We start from the raw sequence: 18,076 nt of genomic DNA, 5'->3' as shown, positions 1-18,076 counted from the left end.
CCAGTAGGCGTGTCGGATGGATCTGTCTGCGGGGTCGACCCAGAAGACTTCCATGTGGTCGGGCCTGCGTGAAACGGCGGCGATGCCCGCCTGGGGTGCCGCGACTCCAGCGGGGGCGATCCTCGCCTGGTCGCCCTGCTGCCAGGGCCCCGCTCCTTCGTACCAGAACGCGTGCTGGACCGATCCGTCCTGTCCGATCCAGAAGACCTCCATGGTGCCGGGTTTGCGGGCGAGTGCGGCGATGCTCGTCTGTGGTGCGGCGACCTGGGGTCCTGTGATCTTGGACTGCGGCTCCAGCTTCCAGCGTCTGTCGCCTTGGTCGTACCAGTACGCGTGCCGGATGGATCTGTCCGCGGGGTCGACCCAGAAGACCTCCATGTGGTCGGGCCTGCGTGAAACGGCGGCGATACTCGGTGCGGGCGTTGCCATCCTTGGCCTCCAGAGAACGTGGACACGTCCACCGACGTGCCACATGAGTCGTCTTCAGTCACCTTCTTTCCGCAGGTTAAGCGTCGGGATCGGCGTGTCGCCTGTCGGCCACACCGGGCGTCAGTACCGAACGAACAAGGCTCCAAGCAGAGCATCCAGGACCGGGCGGTCAGCTCGGGGGGAGCTCTCCCGAGCCCCTGACGACCAGCTCCACCGGTACGGTCACCCGCTGGCTGGGCCGCGCGGGGTCCCGCACCCGGGCGAGCAGCAGTTCCACCGCCGCGCTGCCGAGGCGGCTGATGTCGTAGCGCACCACGGTGACCCCGGGCGTGAACACCCCCGCCATCTCGAAGTCGTCGAACCCGACGAACGCGGGGCGTGGCCCCGGACGGTCGCGCAGGGCTTGCATGAGGCCGATCGCGGCCCTGTTGTTGGTCACGAAGAACGCCGTCGGCGGGTCGGGCAGCGCGAGCAGCCGCAGCACCTCCTGCTCCACCTGCCAGGGGTCGAACAGGCCGGTCACGCACAACGCGGGATCGACGGCGACCCCGGCCGCGCGCAGGGCCGTACGGTATCCCTCCGCTCGGGCGTGCACCGAGCTCAGCGGGTCGTTGTCCGAGATCAGGGCGATCCGCCGATGACCGTAGGCGAGCAGGTGCCGGGTGGCGAGCCGGCCGCCGGCCTCGGCGTCGAGCAGGACGGCGTCGGTGTTGGGCAGCCCTTCGGGCACCCGGTCGACGAACACTGCGGTGAGCCCGCTCGCGAGGTAGTCGGCCAGCCAGGTGTGGTCCCCCGCGGTGGGGACGATGACCATGGCGTCGACGCCTCTGCCGTACATCGTGTCGATGAGCATGACCTCGCGGTCGGCCCGCTCCTCGTAGCTGCCGAACACCACCAGCGCCTCGTGCGCCGAGGCCGCCCGTTCGACGGCTTTGGCCAGGCTGGAGTAGAACTCGTTGGAGATGTTCTCGATAACCAGGCCGAGGGTGAGGACCGAGCCGCCGCGCGCCAGCCGGCTGGCGGCCTCGTTGCGCCGGAACCCCAGCGTGGTGATCGCGTCCTGGACGCGCTGGACCAGGTCCTGGCGTACGTGGGGCTCCTGGTTCACCACGCGGGAGACCGTCTTGAGGCTGACCCCGGCGTGCCGGGCGACGTCGGCCATCGTGGTTCGTCGGCGGTTCATCCCCATCCCTTCTCTGGGGTGCCCGAGTGCACGTCCCGGAACATGTTGTACCTTGCGCAGTCATGTACGAACACATCGACGACAGCTGGATCTGCGGCCGGTACGGCGAGGACGAGCCCTGGATGTCGGGCGCGGTGAACCCGCCGGTCTTCGAGAACTCCCTGTTCACCTTCCCCACGGCGCACGCGCTGGCGGAGGGCCTGGCGGCCGAGGACGAGAACTACGTCTACTCGCGCGGCACCAACCCCACCGTGGACGTGCTCCAGCGTAAGATCGCCGCGCTCGAACGGGCGGAGCGCGCCAAGTGTTTCGCGTCCGGGATGGGCGCCATCGCGGCGACGATCTCCTCGCTGGTCTCGGCGGGAGACCATGTGATCGTGGTGGGCGCGGTCTACGGCCCGACCACCCAGTTCCTCCGTTATCTGGAAAAGTTCGGAGTCTCGCATTCGACGGTGCACACCGATAATCCTGCCGCACTTGACAGCGTTGTCAGAACCGGGTCCCGCGTGCTGTATCTGGAGTCGCCGTCGTACATGCGCTACGGGATCATCGACCTGCGCGCCTTCACCGGATGGGCGCGCGAGCGGGAGCTGACCACGGTGATGGACAACACCTGGGCGACGCCGCTGTTCCAGAAACCGCTCACCATGGGCGTCGACCTGGTCGTCCACTCGCTGTCGAAGTACATCGGCGGCCACAGCGACCTCGTCGGCGGCGTCGTGGCCGGCCCGGCGGCACTGATCAGGCCGCTGGCGCTGACCGAATACCAGCTGTACGGCGCCGCGCTGTCGGCCCACGAGGCGGCCAAGGCGATCAAGGGGCTGCGCACCCTGCCCGTCCGCATGCCGGCGCACCAGGAACGCGGCCTGAAAGTGGCGGAGTTCCTGGCCAAGCACCCCGCGATCCGCGCGGTCAACCATCCGGGCCTGCCCGGCCATCCGGGCCACGAGCTCGCCCGCGCGCAGATGAGCGGCTTCTCCAGCGTCTTCAGCGTCGAGCTGGACACCGACGACCTCGCGCGGGTGGCCGCCTTCGTCGACGCGCTGCGCCACTTCCGCATCGGCGTCTCGTGGGGTGGATTCGAGAGCCTGGTCAGCGCGCCCGCGCTCACCACGCAGGAGTCGGTACGGGCCACCATGGGGATCCCGGTGGGCCTGGTCCGCCTCTCGGTGGGGCTGGAGGACGCCGACACCCTCATCGCCGATCTCGCCGATGCGCTGGCGACATCTTGACGGCTCACGGATGGCTCCGTGTAGCATCCCCGTCATTCAACGTTGTGACAGCGCTGTCAATCGGACACCCCTGGGGAGACCATGACTAGACCCCGCAGGCTCGCCCTCCTGCTGGCCGGCGTGCTGACCATGACCGTGGCCGGCTGCGGTTCCGACGACGCCGAGGGCACGGTCAGGCTGCGCATGATCGAGAGCCTCACCAGCCCGGACCGCACCAAGCTGATCAAGAAGCTGCTTTCCGACTTCGAGCGGCAGAACCCCGGGATCAAGGTCGAGCTGATCTCGCCACCCCTGGAGAACGCCGACCAGAAGATCACCCAGGTGCTGCAGACCAAGAAGGGCATCGACGTCCTCGAGGTCCGCGACCACACCGCCAAGTCGTTCTCCAACAACGGCTGGCTGGCCGAGCTTCCCGTGCAGAGCTGGTCCGGCTGGACCGGGCTGACCGACCTCGCCAGGAAGAAGGCCGTCGAGGTGGGCGGCAAGCCGTACCTCATCCCCTATGGCTTCTACGAGAAGGTGCTCTTCTACCGGTCGGACTGGCTGCGCGACGCCGGCGTCGCGCAGCCGCCGGCCACGTGGCAGGAGGTCTACGAAACCGCCAGGAAACTGACCGACAAGGGCAAGCGGCGCTACGGCTACTCCTTCCGCGGCGGCAAGGGCGGTTTCGACTACGCCGTCCTGATCGTCAGCGCCTTCAACGGCGACAAGGTCGACCCGGCCAAGTCGTTCTTCCTGAAGGACGGCAGGACGATCTGGTCCACGCCCGAGGCCGCGCAGGCCATGGACCTGTTCCTGCGCCTGTTCAAGGAGGCCGCACCGGCCGACTCGGTCTCGTGGAGCTTCCCCGAGATGGTGCAGGGCTTCACCTCCAACGTCACCGGCATGCTCATCCAGGACCCCGAAGTGATCAAGACGGTCATGGAGAGCGGCATCGCGAAGGACGGGTGGAGCACCGCCCCGATCCCCAAGGGCCCGAGCGGGTACGCGCTGCAGCCCGTCGGGTACGCGGGCTGGGGCGTGACGTCCTTCAGCACGCACCGGGCCGAGGCGGTCAAGCTCGTCCAGTTCCTCAGTGAGAGCACCCAGAGCACGGCGTTCGCCAAGGGCAACTCGCTCATCCCGATCAGCACGGCCGCCCAGCAGGACCCCGAGTTCGCGCAGGGAGCCTGGAAGGCGTACCTGGACGCCCAGCAGGACGACAAGCAGGTGATCACCATCAGGCCGGTCGACTACCCCGGCTGGAGCGAGTGGCAGCAGGCGGCGGACAAGGACATCCAGTCGCTGCTGACCGGTGACAAGACGGTCGCGGGTGTGCTGAGCGCATGGGACGCCTTCTGGACCGATCAGGCGAAGAAGAAGACGTCGTGACAGCGGTCAAGGACATCGGCGCGCGCGGGCGGAGCGTCGCCCGCGCGGCCCGGCCGGCCTTCGACGGGCGGCGGGCCCGCTTCATCGCGCTCTGCCTGCTGCCCGGCGTGGTGTTCGTCATGGCGTTCACGTACTACCCCATGATCAGGGGCGGCGTGATCGCCTTCCAGCGCTACAACCTGTTCGACCTGACCGCCACGCCGTTCGTCGGATTCGAGAACTTCCGCGCGGTCCTGGCCGACGAGCAGTTCTGGACCGCGCTCGGCAACACGGGGATCTGGGTGGTCGCGTCGCTGACCGGCCAGCTCGTGCTCGGCTTCGGCCTGGCGCTGCTGCTGCGGCGGCACTTCCGCGGTCGCGGCCTCTACCAGGCATGGGTGTTCTTCCCCTGGGCGATGTCCGGCTTCCTCATCGGCCTGCTGTGGCGATGGATGTTCAACGGCGAGTTCGGCGTCGTCAACGACCTCCTGATCAAGATCGGGCTGGTCGAGGAGCCGATCGGTTTCCTCGCCACGCCCGGGTGGGCGATGACCTCGCTCATCGTCGCCAACATCTGGTACGGCGTGACGTTCTTCGCCATCATGATCATGGCGGCGCTCCAGTCGGTGCCCAGGGAGCTGTACGAGGCGGCGGACGTCGACGGCGCCTCCCGCATCAGGCAGTTCGTCCACGTGACGCTGCCGGCGATCCGGACCACCCTGGTGCTCATCGTGCTGCTGCGGGTCATCTGGATCCTCAACTTCCCCGACCTCATCTACTCGATGACCGGCGGCGGCCCTGCGGGCAGCACCCACATCGCCACGACCTACCTCATCGAGCAGGTGCAGAACGGCGACTACGGGAAGGCGGGCGCGGTCGGCATCGTCGTGCTGGGCCTGCTGCTGTCGTTCAGCATCTTCTACCTCAACGCCACGCGGTTCGAGAAGGCGAGGGACTGACCGTGCACCACCCGACCCCGCTGATCGCCCGCGTCGCGAAGGCCGTCGTGCTCGGCCTGTGGCTGCTGATCACCGTCTTCCCGCTCTACTGGATCCTGGTCACCTCGCTGAAACCCACCGCGGAGATCTTCGCGGTGCCGCTGCGCTACCTGCCGGGCAGCGCCACGCTGGAGCACTACCGCGAGCTGTTCTCCTTCTCCTCCTTCGGCGGCTACCTGCGCAACAGCCTGATCGTCTCGCTGGTGTCGGGAGCCGTGGTCACCGCGATCGGCGTGCTGGGCGGCTACGTATTGGCCCGCTTCCACTTTCCTGGACGTGGCGCGCTCATGCTCGCCTACCTGGTCACCCAGATGATCCCGCTGTTCATCGCGCTCGGCCCGCTGTACCTGATGATGTCCGACCTCGGCCTGCTCAACCAGATGAGCGGGCTGATGCTGGTCTACGTCGCCATGCTCGTGCCGTTCTCGACGATCATCATGCGCGGCTTCTACGAGCGCGTCCCCGCCGCGCTCGAGGAGGCGGCCATGGTGGACGGCTGCTCGCGGCTGACGGCGATGCTGCGCGTGGTCGTCCCGGTCATGCTGCCCGGCATCGCGGCCACGTTCATCTTCGGTTTCGTGCAGTGCTGGAACGAGCTCTTCCTCGCCATCGCCTTCATCGACAGTGAGGAGACCAAGACCATCCCGGTGGCGATGAACTCGTTCATCACGCAGTACGACATCGACTGGGGGCCGATGGCGGCCGCCACGGTGGTCTCGATCGTGCCCACGCTGGTGCTGTTCTCATTCGCCCGCCGCTACATCGTGGAGGGCCTCACGTCAGGCGCGGTCAAGGGCTGAGCGGGTTTCTCAGGAGTCCGGCAGCCCCCAGAACGGGCCGCGCAGGCCCACCTCGGCGAAGTAGGCGGCGGCCGAGGACGGGTCGCGGCGGGTGTAGCCGAACTCCAGCCGCCCGGCGTACCAGCCGCGGGCCAGCCGCCACAGGGTCGCGAGGTCCATGACGTAGCCGCGCCGCTCCCCGGCGTGCTCCAGCCACCGGTCCACGCACCTGACGGAGCAGAACAGCCGCTGGTTGGCGCAGGAGTGCACGACGTCGTCCCAGACCCGCTGGACGGGGACGAGGAAGTGCGCCACCTGCCCGCCGGGCGGCGGGGCGTCGCGGCCGACCACCCAGGCGTGCGCGCTGTCGCAGCCGGGACAGCGCGTGGCGACCAGCACGTCGGGGACCTCGGGCAGCAGGTGGGGAATGGCGAAGGAGTCCCACGCGCAGCCGCCCCACCACAGGGTGCGCTCGCCCATGACCGAGAAGCCGAGCGGGACGGAGGCGAACGGGTGGGCCATGACGATGCGCTCGCCGTCGACCTCGGCGGTCGCGTCGCCGCCCAGGACCAGGTCCCGGCTCGCGTGCAGCCGCCGAAGGGCCTGCCGTACCTGCTCGGGGGGCAGTCCGGTGGCGGAGGCCAGCTCGCTCGTGCCGGGTGGTCGCCCGGTTCGCGCGAAGCCCCGGTAGACGGCCACCCGCACGTCCTCTGTCCGGTCGTCGATCATGTTGGTTCCCTTCCCGCGATCCTCGACGCGGAGGCCCTGGGTCGGGCGGTCGCCGCGTACGGCGTGGCCGACCTGAGATCCCCTGCGCGGCTTCATCGGAATCAGCCGTGGCCGGCGGCCCGGCGCATGGCGATGACGTTCCCCTGCTCGGCAACCCAGTTGCCGGCCTGGACGAGGTAGACCTCACGTATTCTGCGAGCGCGTTCGCCTTGGCCCTCGCCCGAGGATGAACGGGTGAGCCAGGCGCGCGGCACGTGACCACACGTCGACCACCGCGCCCTCGTCTCTCGGGTGGTATCGGCGGATCGAGAGGTTGCTGAGCATAGACGCAGGCTAGGTGATCAACGCCTTGGGTGGATGGGCGGGGGCGCCCCACACCCCGGTGCGCGCGGCCGACCGCGGGTCCGACAAATGGCCATAATCACGGCTTGTCTCGGTTGATCGCGTTAAATCAAACATTAAGAGCGAAGAGAATTATCAACTCATGTATATAGTTTGCCGTGCGCTTTTATCGGTTCTGGATACGAACGCATTGGGTCTTTTGGGGTCCCGGTGGGGCGAGCTACCACGAGACTCTTCGATGCCGGTCCTCCTTTCCGGCATGGCATTCGGCGAAATACCGAGAGGAAATTCAGAGATGCGATCGCGGCTGAAGCTGCTTGTCGTCGGGGCGCTGGCCTCGGCTTTCCTTGTCCCGACCGCTGCCGTGGCGCAGGCCTCGCCTGCGGTGTGGGCCGGTGTGAACGGGGGGAACCCAGCCGAGATGGTCACCCGCGCCGTCGCCGATGACGACGACGACGACGATGTCAGGCTCGCACGGCTCGGGAAATGGTACCGAAAGGACATCTGCGGCTTCTGCCCGAACAGGTCGCTCATCATCATCGGAGACAATGAGCTGAGCAACCAAGACGGCACGGTCAATGCCGCTGACCTGGCCGACCTGCTCGGCGTGCGCGCGTCCGCAGCGCGCCACCAAAATCCCGTAGCGCGTAACCACGATTCCGTAGAGCGCCACAACAATTCCGTGGTCAATCGTCGGGAACTGTCGAGATTCGCACCTCGGCGGGCGAAGTGGGGTGGGCGGTAACCTGCCCGGCCGCGCCGGCGCCAGACAGTGGGCGTCCGGCTCCACATTCACTCGAAAACCACCGAGATATCGGATCACGTGCGTGAGCCGCCGGTCGCCACACCAACGGGGCCGATGTACTGATAGCGCTCGCTTGTCAGTACATCGGCCTCGGCGCGGTCCCTGCCGCCACGACCCCCGGCTGACCGGCGCGGCGACAGCCCCGGTCGGCTGAAAGCGCGCCGTTCGCCGCGTGGAACGATAGGCGGGTGATGGGGCTCAAAGAGCGGTGCGCGCGGGACTCGGCCACTACCAATCAGGGCTGTCCCGATGAGCTGCGTGGCGAACTGCGCGAGTGGGCGGCCCGCAGGCTGCGCGTGGTGCTCGGGGCGAGCGCATGACCAGCTTCGCGGGGTCTTCGACATCCACCTGACCGTGGCCGCGAGCGACGACTCCGACCGGCTGGGCCGCTGGGCGCGGGCGAACGGGATGATGTTCACTCACATCGTGCTCGCACGGGGTCGGATCGCCTCCCAGCCCATGATCACCCTCGCCGGTCGCGGCACGCTGGGCGAGCAGCGGGTCGCGGCGGCTGAGTGCGCGGCGAAGCTGGCCGCGGAGGGGTTCACCGTGGTCCGTGTGAAGATCGAGGCCGCCCCGTGGAACGACGACGTGCCACAGGACGACGTGGTGATGTCGGGCCGCTACTTCGAGCACCACATCAAGATTCTGGCGCGCGACGATGTGATCCTCCTGGAAGAGCTGGCACAGGCGCATTCGGCGCACGTGTCACGTAATGCCCGGCGAACACGTGAAGACGGCTCCCATGAACGGTTCGTCACCCAACGGTGCCGCGGTGTCGGGCTGCCTACGGCCCGCAGGCGCTTCGAGGCGCTGCTGGAGGCGTTGGACGCGGGCGGCTTCGCCGTACTGGAGGCCGAGCAGGAGTTCGTGGTGTGCGACGACAACCCCGAGATCGACCACGGCTGGATCGAGGAGCGATGACATCGTCCTGGGAGCGGTACAAGGGCATGAGCGTGCCGGATCAGCAGTGGGTGGCCGGGCGAGGGCTGCCGGACTTCCCGGCGACCTACCTGCCGGTCACGCACGGCGAAGGAGTACGGCAGCCGCCGATCTTCGATCCCGCACTGAAGCAGTTCGCCCGGGCGTTCCGCGCCGGTGAGCCGGTCTTCGAGGACGAGCGGACGGGACGGCGCTGGCGGCAGGCCAGACGGATCGCGATTGACCACCTGGTCCAGATCGTCGCCGACTCGCCGTGGAGCGAGCACCTGGTCCTGCGGGGGAGCCTGCTGCTGGAGGCATGGGTCGGAGAACGCGCGCGTGAGCCGGGGGACCTGGACTGGGTGGTGCCGTACACGGTCAACCTGGAAAGCCCGCTCACCGCGGCGATGTTCAAGGACGTCGTCGCCGCTGCCACCGCGCACCCCATCGCCTTGGACGGGGTGCGCGTCGACGCCGACGACATCGCGGTGGACGACATCTGGACCTACGAACGTGCTCCCGGACGGCGGCTGGTGTTCACCTGGCACGCTGACGGGCTGCCGTCGGGGACGGTCCAGCTCGACTTCGTCTTCAACGAGAAGCTGCCGGTCCCGCCGACGGTGACGCTGATCCCTCGGGCGGGTGGGGCCTCGTCGACCCTGGTCCAGGCGGTCACTCCCGAGCTGTCGCTGGCGTGGAAGATCCTCTGGCTGGCCTCGGACATGTACCCGCAGGGCAAGGACCTCTACGACGCCGTCCTGTTGGCCGAGCGGGTCTCGCTCCCGCCGGGCCTGCTCAGGCAGGTGCTTGTCGACGCGCTGGGCGAGCGAGAGGCGACGGTCTTCGACGCCGAAGCGGTCCGGTCGCTGGAGATGCCCGACTGGGCCGAGTTCCGTGCAGAATATCCGCAGGTGAAGGGGCGCGCGGCGACCTGGTTGCAGCGGCTGGCCCGCGCCCTGTCGTGACCTGCGCTCTGGAGGTGGGAGCGAGCATGCCGTTGACCGACCTGCTCTCCCAGTTGCACACAGTCGACGACGTCACCGATCACTACGACCTGATCGAGCAAGCGGCGGCTGAGGGACGGGCGGGGGAGCTGTACGACCTTGTCGTGGCCCTGCGATCCGCCGGTCCGGGATGGCAGCGCGACGCCGTACTCGATCAGGCACAGCGAGCCCTGCTGCTCACCCCCGGCGAGGCCAACGCCGCACACGCCGTCAGGTTGGCCGCCGCGGAACGGAGCAGGGCGAGGCTGCGATCGGCGGCAGGCCAACTCGCGGCGGCCCAGCCGGTGGACCACCTGCTCCCGCTGTACGGCAGGCACAAGCAGGCGCTGGAGTTCTTCGCCTGCCTGACTCAGGAACTGGTGTTGCGACACCCGGACATCGGCCAGGCCGATCAGGTCCGTCAGGCGGCCGACCATCTCGCGCTCGTCGGCCATCCCCTGGCCGCGCTCCCACTGGGCCTGCTTGGCGTCGAGGAAGAGCTGGATCTGCCGTCGTACGGCTTGCGCGGCGCGGCTGTTGAGCTACCGTTCGGGCCCAGCGGTCAGCGCGGCACGCGACGCCGCCCATCAGGTCGACTGCCCGTCGACGAACTGCCCGTCCCCGAACAGCTGACGGCGGCGGTGGACAACTGGGTGAGCGACTCCAACGGCCGCCTCGAGGCTCGTGTGTTCCGGCTCCGCGCGCCCATCGGCCTGGACGCGAGACTTCTGGACGGCCTGGGCCTGGCCTGCTTGACGGGCAAGGGGGAGATTCACGTGCACGCTGCCACGCCGTCGCAGGTGATGCGGGTCTTGTTCGCCGCGGCCTCCACCGGCTCGGCATACGGCAGCGGTCGTGGCGGCGCCTACGGCCGGTTGCTGGCCTGGCGATCCATGATCGCCCTCGCGGGCGCCACCGACATCGAAGAGGTCGCCGACCGGACCTGGGCGTTGTTCGACGCCTCGACCGAATGGTTCCACCAGGTGGCCTGGGACGTGGGCGTCGCGGCGCTCGACCCCGCTCGTCTCATGGTCTCCGTGCTCGCCGCCACCGACGAGGACTGACAGAGAATGTCCCCGCGGAGTGGGGCGGGACGATGGCGGAATCAGCCTCGTGATCGAGATCTGCTGACGTGATGCCTGAGGCCAACGGGGAGTTCCTTCGGCGGCGCGACCCCTGCCGCGGCACACCTTCAGCGGCTGTGCCGTCACCCTGCTGACGCGTTCGTCGAACGCACCTCAAGTGGGCGATGTCCGGACGGCGGGGCGGTCTCTCCGACCATTCCCACCAGTCGTAGTATCGGCTCACAAACTGCGCTGTGACCGGGGGGAATCATGGCTGACTTCGACCTGCCTGACGATTTGATCGCGGCTCAGCGCGCCTACGACGAGGCCGACGCCCGAGTCGAGGAGGTGACGGCCACCCTGCCGTCATCGGTCGCCGTCCTGGCGGGGGAGGCGGAGTTCACCGACGAGCAGCGAGCGGCGCTCGCGGAGGCGCGAGCCGAGCGGCTGATGCGCCTGACCGGTCTGATCGACCACCCATGGTGGCAGAGCGTCGACAACAAGCTGGACGCGCAGAAGCAACTGCGGTCGGCCGCGCGCGCACTGTCGTGATGCGGCGCTCGCACTGAACGGATCAGCATGGCGCCGATCACCCCGCTGCTCCGAGCGGTACCACGTAGACCGGGAACGGCACCATGTCGACCTCGTCCTCGGTGCTGTCAGACCGGAGGTCCTCCCAGAGCACCACTCCGGGCAGTACGTCTGCGGATATCGACTCGGCCACCGCGGTCGGCTCGGTGTCAGGCCGATAGGAGCCGCCGAAGGGCAACGCGTCAGGGCAGGCCCGGCTCATCGAGAGGCGAAGCTGCCCAGCCTGCTCGTCGTGCCAGGCGTAGAAGGTCAGGGGCGAACCTGACGAGGCGAAGCGCACTCTGAGCACCTCGCCGGCCTCGGTCAACGCCTCACCTACAGCGCCCGCGTCGACACCTCCAGCGGGGATGTCGATCCACACGGTGTCCTCCGCTGCTGACGCGTCCGCCCCGGCGTACGTCGTGATGTGGGAGAGGAACTCTTCACCGGCCACATGCACCCATGAGCCTGTGGACGTGCCCGGGCGCAAGGGGCGGGATGTTTCGGGGTGGGGCGGTTCTTGGATCTGTCCCGCGCCTCCGGTCGGGGGTGCAGGTCGGTGGGGGATCGGCGATGGTCATGCCAGACAGGAGGGTTTCCTGGTGCTGGTGCTTGGCGGCCAGGTGCTCACGCTCGGCCCGCAGCCGGTGCAGTTTTGCGGAGATTGCGGTGGCGTCGTAGGTGAGTGGCCGCCCATCGCAGATCACCCGGCCGCCGTTGGTCAGGTGCCCGGTCACGCCGGTGAGTAGCGTGTTGAGGCCCCAGTCGAACCCCACCGCGGTCGCATGTCCGGTGGCGGGCGCGAAGCTGATCGGGGTCTGGAACGGCAGGTCGACGCGCACCCGGCCGTTTCGTACTCGCAGGGTGGGGGTGCACAGCGCCGCCTGCGCGGGCACGGTCGGCGGCAAAGCCACATGCAGCACGTGCCAGGCCCATTCCCGGCCGGAGGCGGGAGTCTCCACCAGCGGCAGCCGCACTCGCAACAGGGCGCTGTGGTCGCCGGTGCGCTCCAAGGTGACCAGTTGCCGGTCGGCGGCGGCCAGCACGATCTGCGCCGCGACGTTCGGAGGCTGCTCCAAGTCGGTCAGATCGGCCGGCAACGCGCCATGCTCATCCCGGTAAGCGCGGATCTGCCGGGTCCGGTTGCGGATCTCCGCCGCGGTTACCCCGTCCGGCAGCAGCGCGCGCAGCAGTTGCCATTCGGTATCGGTCCGCGCTCGCGGGTTATCCGGCCAACTCGCCAGGATCGCCGCCGCCAGGCGGCGGCGGTACAGCGCCAGCCGTAGGGTGCGGGCGGCCTGCTCCTGCGCGCACCGCACCACCCGATCACAGAGATGCACGCCCGAGACGGGAATCGTGCCCCAGCCCAGCCGACGGACAGCCATCCAGCCCTTCGCCGGCAACGCCCGCCCGTCCAGCCCCACGCCCCGGGCCAGCGCGTCCAGATCCGCCGCATTCCACCGGGAGGCGACCAGATGGGCGCTCAGATCTTGCGCCAGGCCGGCCAGCCAGGCGACCCGCTGCACTAGCAGCGGCTGAGGGACGACCTGACCGGTCTGCTCCACCACCGCTCCATGAGCGGTACAGGTCGCGGTCGCGGTGAGCTTACTCAACGACCGCCCTCAGTTCCGGGACGGGCGAAGGCGACAAACGACCGGGCCGATCGAGCGCGCCACAACAACCGTGGCCATGCTCGACCGCCTCCACCAGCGAGCGGCACGATGGCATGCCTGCGAGCGGCGCTCGTACCGGCAGGCGCACCACACGACCGGCACATCCTGACCGCCGACCAACCGGCACGCCCTGCACCCCCGCCCACACCAGGCTTTCACAGTGAGTAACCGTAAGGCTACCAGCGCTTGACCCTTCCGGATAGAACATGTGAACGACACGTGGATGCTCGTGGCCCCATGTCGCACAGCCGACGCCCGGGCCGAAAGCTGACACGGTTTGATACCAGAGCAAATCCTGGGCGTGTGAGCATGGACGGATACCTCCGCCGCGTCGGCTTGACCAGTCATACCAGGGAGAGGCGCGTCCCTCGGCCTATCCCGAACCGCAATGCCGCAACACCCGCGAAGACAGGTCCGCGTCGGGTGCCACCCAGACACTTGGCCACCACAGCCAACCCCAACAGAGCCATTGAGAGATCAAAACCGAGCCTTAGTGCTCGTCTCCGTAAATCTCTCAGCATCGTGAGCCTGAAGTCGATCGACGCCTCCAGCGTCCGCGAGGCCATCGACTATCTGGCCGAGCAGGGGGTCGACGGGGTCGTGGTGGTGGCGCCGCAGCGCTCTGCCGCCCGCGCGCTGGAGAAGCTGCCCCCCGGTCTGCCCGCGGTGGCCGTCGAGGGCACCCACAGGGCCGAGGTGTCCGTGGTGTGCATCGACCAGATCGAGGGCGCCAGGCTCGCGACGCGGCATCTGCTGGAGCTGGGCCACGAGACGGTGTGGCACATCAGCGGCCCCTCCGACTGGCTGGAGGCCGAGGGCAGACTCGAAGGCTGGCGCGGCGTCCTGGAAGAGGCGGGCCGTCCGGTACCAGCGCCGCAGCCCGGCGACTGGAGCCCGCGCTCCGGTTACGCCGCGGGCAAGCGGCTGGCCGCGATCGAGGGGGTCACGGCGGTCTTCGCGGCCAACGACCAGATGGCGCTCGGCGCGCTGCGCGCCTTCACCGAGGAGGGGCTGAAGGTGCCCGAGCAGATCAGCATCGTGGGCTTCGACGACATCCCCGAGTCGGAGTTCTTCTCCCCGCCGCTCACCACCGTCAGGCAGGATTTCGACGCCGTCGGCAGGCACAGCATCGAGGTGCTGCTGCGGCAGATCGACGCGTCGGGGCCCGGCACCTACGAACGGCTCGTCGTGCGGCCCAGCTTCGTCGTCAGGTCGAGCACGGCTCCCGTCCTCTAGCGCCGCCACACCCCCTGTCAAGCAAACCATCGTGGAGTTGAATGTGAACGCTAACAGCTGTGTGGTCGGCGTCGACTTCGGCACGCTGTCCGGCCGCGCGGTCGTGGCCCGGGTGCGGGACGGCGCCGAACTGGGCAGCGCGGTCCACGCATACGCGCACGGCGTCATCGAGACCGTGCTGCCCGGCACGGACGTGCGGCTCGGCCCCGACTGGGCCCTGCAGTCGCCGCAGGACTGGATCGACGTGCTGCGCCTGGCCGTACCGGCCGCGATCGCCGCCGCCGGGATCTCGCTCGAGCAGGTGATCGGCCTCGGGACCGACTTCACCGCCTGCACCGTGCTGCCCACCACCGCCGACGGCACGCCGCTCTGCTTCGAGACCCCGTCGATGCCGCACGCGTGGCCCAAGCTGTGGAAGCACCACGCGGCCCAGCCGCACGCCGACCGGATCAACGCCCTGGCCGCGGCCCGCGGGGAAGCCTGGCTGCCCAGGTACGGCGGGAAGATCTCCTCGGAGTGGGAGTTCGCCAAGGGGCTGCAGGTCCTGGAGGAGGATCCCGGCGTCTACGCCCGGGCGGAGCGGTGGATCGAGGCGGCCGACTGGATCGTCTGGCAGCTGACGGGCGTGGAGTCCCGCAACGTCTGCACCGCCGGTTATAAAGGGATATTTCAGGACGGCTCTTATCCGTCTGCTGACTTCCTCGCGGCCCTCAACCCTGCTTTCTCCGGCTTCGTCGCCAAACTGACCGCCGCCCCCTCATCGGTGGAGCTGGCGCCCCTCGGTGGGCTCGCCGGCCGGCTGACCGCGCGGGCCGCCGAGTGGACCACGCTGCCCGAAGGCATCGCGATCTGCGTCGGCAATGTCGACGCCCACGTCACCGCCGCCGCGGCCGACGCCGTACGGCCGGGACAGATGGTGGCCATCATGGGCACCTCCACCTGCCACGTGATGCCCTCCGACCAGCTCGCCGAGGTCCCTGGCATGTGCGGCGTGGTGCGCGACGGGATCGTGCCGGGCCTGTGGGGCTACGAGGCAGGCCAGTCGGCCGTCGGCGACATCTTCGCCTGGTTCGCCGACACCTTCACCGCCGGACACTCGCATGAACGGCTGACCGCGCTGGCCGAACGGCAGGCGGTGGGACAGCACGGCCTGGTCGCCCTCGACTGGTTCGGCGGCAACCGCTCGGTGCTGGTCGACCACGACCTGTCCGGCGTCATCGTCGGCCAGACCCTGGCCACCAGGCCCGAGGACGTCTACCGCGCCCTCATCGAGGCCACCGCGTTCGGCGCCCGGATGATCGTGGAGACGTTCGAGAAGTCCGGCGTCCCCGTCGAGGAGTTCATCGTCGCGGGCGGGCTGCTCAAGAACCGCTTCCTCATGCAGGTCTACGCCGACGTCCTGCGCTGCCCGCTGTCGGTGATCGGCTCCGACCAGGGGCCCGCGCTCGGCGCGGCGATCCACGCGGCCGTCGCCGCCGGCGCCTACCCCGACATCCAGCGGGCCGCCGCCGCCATGGGCCAGCGCACCGCGGCCGCCTACCAGCCCGACCAGGCCAGGGCCGACGCCTACGACCGGCTCTACACCCAGTACCGCACCCTGCACGAGACCTTCGGAGACGGACAGATGCTGCACACCCTGCGCGCGATCAGGAACGAGGCAGGCGGATGAGGAAGATCGTCTGCGACCTCCACGCGGAGCTGGTGCGCAACAACCTCGTCGCCTGGACGGCGGGCAACGTCTCCGGCCGGATCCCCGGCACGGACCTGTTCGTCATCAAGCCGTCCGGGCTCGCCTACGAGGAGCTGACACCGGAGCACATGGTGGTGTGCGACCTGGACGGCAACCTCGTCGAGGGCGACCACGCGCCCTCCAGCGACACCGCGGCCCACGCCTACGTCTACCGCAACCTGCCGGAGGTGGGTGGGGTGGTGCACACCCACTCGACCTACGCCTCCGCCTGGGCCGCGCGAAACGAGGCGATCCCGTGCGTGCTGACCGCGATGGCCGACGAGTTCGGCGGTGAGATCCCGGTCGGGCCGTTCGCGCTGATCGGCGACGACTCCATCGGACAGGGGATCGTGGAGACGCTGAAGGGGCACCGTTCGCCTGCCGTGCTGATGCGCAACCACGGGGTCTTCACCATCGGCAAGGACCCCAGGGCCGCGGTGAAGGCGGCCGTGATGTGCGAGGACGTGGCCCGCACCGTGCACATCTCCCGACAGCTCGGCCGGCCGCTGCCCATCCCGACGGCCGACATCGACCGTTTGTACGACCGCTACCAGAACGTCTACGGACAGAGGAGCCCACGTTGACCATCTGGTTTCTGACCGGCAGCCAGGGGCTCTACGGCGACGACACGCTCGCCCAGGTCGCCGAGCAGTCCCGGCGGATCGCCGCCGCCCTCCCCGTTCCGGTCGAATGGAAGCCCGTGCTCACCGGCGCCGCGGAGATCAGGCGGGTGATGCTGGAGGCCAACGCCGACGACTCCTGCTCCGGCGTCATCGCCTGGATGCACACCTTCTCCCCGGCCAAGATGTGGATCGCCGGGCTCGACGCGTTGCGCAAACCGCTGCTGCACCTGCACACGCAGGCCAACGTCGAGCTGCCGTGGAACTCCATCGACATGGACTTCATGAACCTCAACCAGGCCGCGCACGGCGATCGCGAGTTCGGCTACATCCAGACGCGCCTCGGCGTGGCGCGCAAGACCGTCGCCGGGCACGTCAGCGACCCCCACACCGCCGACCGCATCCAGGCATGGGCGAGGGCGGCGACGGGCCTGGCCGAACTGCGCACGCTCAAGCTCGCCCGCTTCGGCGACAACATGCGCGACGTGGCCGTCACCGAGGGCGACAAGGTCGAGGCGCAGCTCAGGTTCGGCGTGTCCGTCAACACCTACGGCGTCAACGACCTGGTGAAGGCGGTCGACGCCGCCTCGGACGCGGACGTGAACGCGCTGGTCAAGGAGTACGCCGACCTGTACAGCGTGACGCCCGAACTGCTGGGCGAACGGCACGAGTCGCTGCGCTACGCCGCCCGGATCGAGCTCGGGCTCAGGCATTTCCTCGAGGCGGGCGGGTTCAGGGCGTTCACCACGAACTTCGAGGACCTCGGCGGCCTGCGCCAGCTCCCCGGCCTGGCCGTACAGCGGCTGATGGCCGACGGGTACGGCTTCGGCGGCGAGGGCGACTGGAAGACCTCGGTGCTGCTGCGCACCCTGAAGGCGATGGCCCCCGGCGGCACGAGCTTCATGGAGGACTACACCTACCACCTGACGCCCGGCCAGGAGCTCATCCTCGGCGCCCACATGCTGGAGGTCTGCCCGTCGATCGCCGCGCACACCCCGTCGTGCGAGATCCACCCGCTCGGCATCGGCAACCGCGAGGACCCGGTCCGGCTGGTGTTCGACGCCGAACCTGGCCCGGCTGTCGTCGTCGGCCTGGCGGACATGGGCGACAGGTTCCGGCTGGTGGCCAACGAGATCGACGTGGTCGCGCCGCCGGAGCCCCTGCCCAGCCTGCCGGTGGCACGCGCGGTCTGGCGGCCCAGGCCCGATCTGCGCACCTCGACCGAGGCCTGGCTGACCGCGGGAGCGCCGCACCACACGGTCCTGTCGAAGGCGGTCGGCGCGGAGGAGCTCACCGACCTGGCCGACATGCTCGGCGTCGAACTGCTGCTCATCGACGCCGACACCACGTCCAGGCAGTTCGCCAAGGAACTGCGCTGGAACCAGGCCTACCACCGCCTCGCCCAAGGTCTGTGACCCGGTTCTCTTGGTGGT

At 69.0% G+C, this 18,076-nt stretch carries 18 protein-coding genes; 13 read left to right on the top strand and 5 right to left on the bottom strand.

The features are described from left to right. Together ACFXJ8_RS08395 and ACFXJ8_RS08390 are read right to left on the bottom strand one after the other, a co-directional pair. The coding region (locus ACFXJ8_RS08395; RefSeq protein ID WP_379643162.1) for a hypothetical protein at positions 1-429 on the bottom strand (429 nt) is incomplete at its 3' end. A gap of 169 nt (positions 430-598) precedes the next feature. After that, positions 599-1,612 carry a LacI family DNA-binding transcriptional regulator gene (locus ACFXJ8_RS08390; RefSeq protein ID WP_379643161.1) on the bottom strand — a complete coding sequence of 338 codons (1,014 nt, stop codon included), beginning with the start codon at positions 1,610-1,612 and terminating at the stop codon, positions 599-601. A gap of 62 nt (positions 1,613-1,674) precedes the next feature. On the opposite strand from ACFXJ8_RS08390, the gene ACFXJ8_RS08385 reads away from it, so the two are divergent. From ACFXJ8_RS08385 to ACFXJ8_RS08370, 4 genes are all read left to right on the top strand, one after another. Continuing rightward, positions 1,675-2,844, top strand: a complete 1,170-nt coding sequence (locus ACFXJ8_RS08385) for a trans-sulfuration enzyme family protein (protein WP_379643160.1) — start codon at positions 1,675-1,677, stop codon at positions 2,842-2,844. 81 nt (positions 2,845-2,925) lie between these two features. Further along, complete coding sequence (locus ACFXJ8_RS08380; RefSeq protein ID WP_379643159.1) at positions 2,926-4,215, top strand: ABC transporter substrate-binding protein; 1,290 nt, start codon at positions 2,926-2,928, stop codon at positions 4,213-4,215. Then, on the top strand, positions 4,212-5,153 hold the full coding sequence (locus tag ACFXJ8_RS08375) for a carbohydrate ABC transporter permease (RefSeq protein ID WP_379643158.1): 942 nt from the start codon (positions 4,212-4,214) through the stop codon (positions 5,151-5,153). Before ACFXJ8_RS08380 ends, ACFXJ8_RS08375 begins: the two co-directional genes overlap by 4 nt. A gap of 2 nt (positions 5,154-5,155) precedes the next feature. Then, positions 5,156-5,992, top strand: coding sequence for a carbohydrate ABC transporter permease (locus tag ACFXJ8_RS08370; RefSeq protein ID WP_379643157.1), 837 nt, complete (start codon positions 5,156-5,158; stop codon positions 5,990-5,992). A 9-nt stretch (positions 5,993-6,001) separates the two neighbouring features. On the opposite strand, the gene merB is transcribed toward ACFXJ8_RS08370, so the two are convergent. Next, positions 6,002-6,700: an organomercurial lyase gene (gene merB / locus ACFXJ8_RS08365; RefSeq protein WP_379643156.1), complete on the bottom strand. Its 699-nt coding sequence runs from the start codon at positions 6,698-6,700 to the stop codon at positions 6,002-6,004. A gap of 637 nt (positions 6,701-7,337) precedes the next feature. On the opposite strand from merB, the gene ACFXJ8_RS08360 reads away from it, so the two are divergent. The 5 genes from ACFXJ8_RS08360 (at position 7,338) to ACFXJ8_RS08340 (ending at position 11,367) form a co-directional block, all read left to right on the top strand. After that, positions 7,338-7,787, top strand: coding sequence for a hypothetical protein (locus tag ACFXJ8_RS08360; RefSeq protein WP_379643155.1), 450 nt, complete (start codon positions 7,338-7,340; stop codon positions 7,785-7,787). A 309-nt stretch (positions 7,788-8,096) separates the two neighbouring features. Further along, on the top strand, positions 8,097-8,771 hold the full coding sequence (locus ACFXJ8_RS08355) for a hypothetical protein (RefSeq protein WP_379643154.1): 675 nt from the start codon (positions 8,097-8,099) through the stop codon (positions 8,769-8,771). Next, positions 8,768-9,733: a nucleotidyl transferase AbiEii/AbiGii toxin family protein gene (locus ACFXJ8_RS08350; protein ID WP_379643153.1), complete on the top strand. Its 966-nt coding sequence runs from the start codon at positions 8,768-8,770 to the stop codon at positions 9,731-9,733. Before ACFXJ8_RS08355 ends, ACFXJ8_RS08350 begins: the two co-directional genes overlap by 4 nt. A gap of 26 nt (positions 9,734-9,759) precedes the next feature. After that, the gene (locus tag ACFXJ8_RS08345) at positions 9,760-10,815 is read left to right on the top strand and encodes a DUF6183 family protein (protein ID WP_379643152.1); all 1,056 of its coding nucleotides are present in this window, start codon (positions 9,760-9,762) and stop codon (positions 10,813-10,815) included. Positions 10,816-11,085: 270 nt separating this feature from the next. Further along, the gene (locus tag ACFXJ8_RS08340) at positions 11,086-11,367 is read left to right on the top strand and encodes a hypothetical protein (protein ID WP_379643151.1); all 282 of its coding nucleotides are present in this window, start codon (positions 11,086-11,088) and stop codon (positions 11,365-11,367) included. Positions 11,368-11,404: 37 nt separating this feature from the next. Here the strand turns inward: ACFXJ8_RS08340 and ACFXJ8_RS08335 are convergent, their stop codons facing one another. Continuing rightward, entirely contained in the window at positions 11,405-11,839 is a 435-nt protein-coding gene (locus tag ACFXJ8_RS08335; RefSeq protein ID WP_379643150.1) for a hypothetical protein, read from the bottom strand. Next, positions 11,829-12,950 (bottom strand): hypothetical protein, encoded by a 1,122-nt coding sequence (locus ACFXJ8_RS08330; RefSeq protein WP_379643149.1) that lies wholly within the window; start codon positions 12,948-12,950, stop codon positions 11,829-11,831. The genes ACFXJ8_RS08335 and ACFXJ8_RS08330 overlap by 11 nt, the downstream gene beginning before the upstream one ends. A gap of 630 nt (positions 12,951-13,580) precedes the next feature. On the opposite strand from ACFXJ8_RS08330, the gene ACFXJ8_RS08325 reads away from it, so the two are divergent. The 4 genes from ACFXJ8_RS08325 to araA all read left to right on the top strand — a co-directional run bounded on the left by ACFXJ8_RS08325 (position 13,581) and on the right by araA (position 18,058). Continuing rightward, a complete protein-coding gene (locus tag ACFXJ8_RS08325) occupies positions 13,581-14,294 on the top strand; it encodes a substrate-binding domain-containing protein (RefSeq protein ID WP_379643148.1) in 714 nt (237 codons plus the stop codon). A gap of 61 nt (positions 14,295-14,355) precedes the next feature. Next, a complete protein-coding gene (gene araB, locus ACFXJ8_RS08320; protein WP_379643275.1) occupies positions 14,356-15,963 on the top strand; it encodes a ribulokinase in 1,608 nt (535 codons plus the stop codon). Next, positions 15,960-16,607 carry an L-ribulose-5-phosphate 4-epimerase gene (locus ACFXJ8_RS08315; protein WP_379643147.1) on the top strand — a complete coding sequence of 216 codons (648 nt, stop codon included), beginning with the start codon at positions 15,960-15,962 and terminating at the stop codon, positions 16,605-16,607. Before araB ends, ACFXJ8_RS08315 begins: the two co-directional genes overlap by 4 nt. Then, positions 16,604-18,058, top strand: a complete 1,455-nt coding sequence (gene araA, locus ACFXJ8_RS08310) for an L-arabinose isomerase (protein ID WP_379643146.1) — start codon at positions 16,604-16,606, stop codon at positions 18,056-18,058. Before ACFXJ8_RS08315 ends, araA begins: the two co-directional genes overlap by 4 nt. Positions 18,059-18,076 lie beyond the last annotated feature (18 nt).

The organism is Nonomuraea sp. NPDC059194 (assembly GCF_042754765.1).
Taxonomy (GTDB): domain Bacteria; phylum Actinomycetota; class Actinomycetes; order Streptosporangiales; family Streptosporangiaceae; genus Nonomuraea.
Note: the sequence above shows the minus strand (reverse complement) of the source record. Positions and strands in the feature narration are given on the sequence as shown.

Coding starts and splice junctions, on each gene's coding strand:
- ACFXJ8_RS08355 (WP_379643154.1), top strand. CDS start 8,097: ATGAGCTGCGTGGCGAACTGCGCGAGTGGGCGGCCCGCAGGCTGCGCG.
- ACFXJ8_RS08385 (WP_379643160.1), top strand. CDS start 1,675: ATGTACGAACACATCGACGACAGCTGGATCTGCGGCCGGTACGGCGAG.
- ACFXJ8_RS08360 (WP_379643155.1), top strand. CDS start 7,338: ATGCGATCGCGGCTGAAGCTGCTTGTCGTCGGGGCGCTGGCCTCGGCT.
- ACFXJ8_RS08350 (WP_379643153.1), top strand. CDS start 8,768: ATGACATCGTCCTGGGAGCGGTACAAGGGCATGAGCGTGCCGGATCAG.
- ACFXJ8_RS08380 (WP_379643159.1), top strand. CDS start 2,926: ATGACTAGACCCCGCAGGCTCGCCCTCCTGCTGGCCGGCGTGCTGACC.
- merB (WP_379643156.1), bottom strand. CDS start 6,700: ATGATCGACGACCGGACAGAGGACGTGCGGGTGGCCGTCTACCGGGGC.
- ACFXJ8_RS08345 (WP_379643152.1), top strand. CDS start 9,760: ATGCCGTTGACCGACCTGCTCTCCCAGTTGCACACAGTCGACGACGTC.
- ACFXJ8_RS08315 (WP_379643147.1), top strand. CDS start 15,960: ATGAGGAAGATCGTCTGCGACCTCCACGCGGAGCTGGTGCGCAACAAC.
- ACFXJ8_RS08390 (WP_379643161.1), bottom strand. CDS start 1,612: ATGAACCGCCGACGAACCACGATGGCCGACGTCGCCCGGCACGCCGGG.
- ACFXJ8_RS08340 (WP_379643151.1), top strand. CDS start 11,086: ATGGCTGACTTCGACCTGCCTGACGATTTGATCGCGGCTCAGCGCGCC.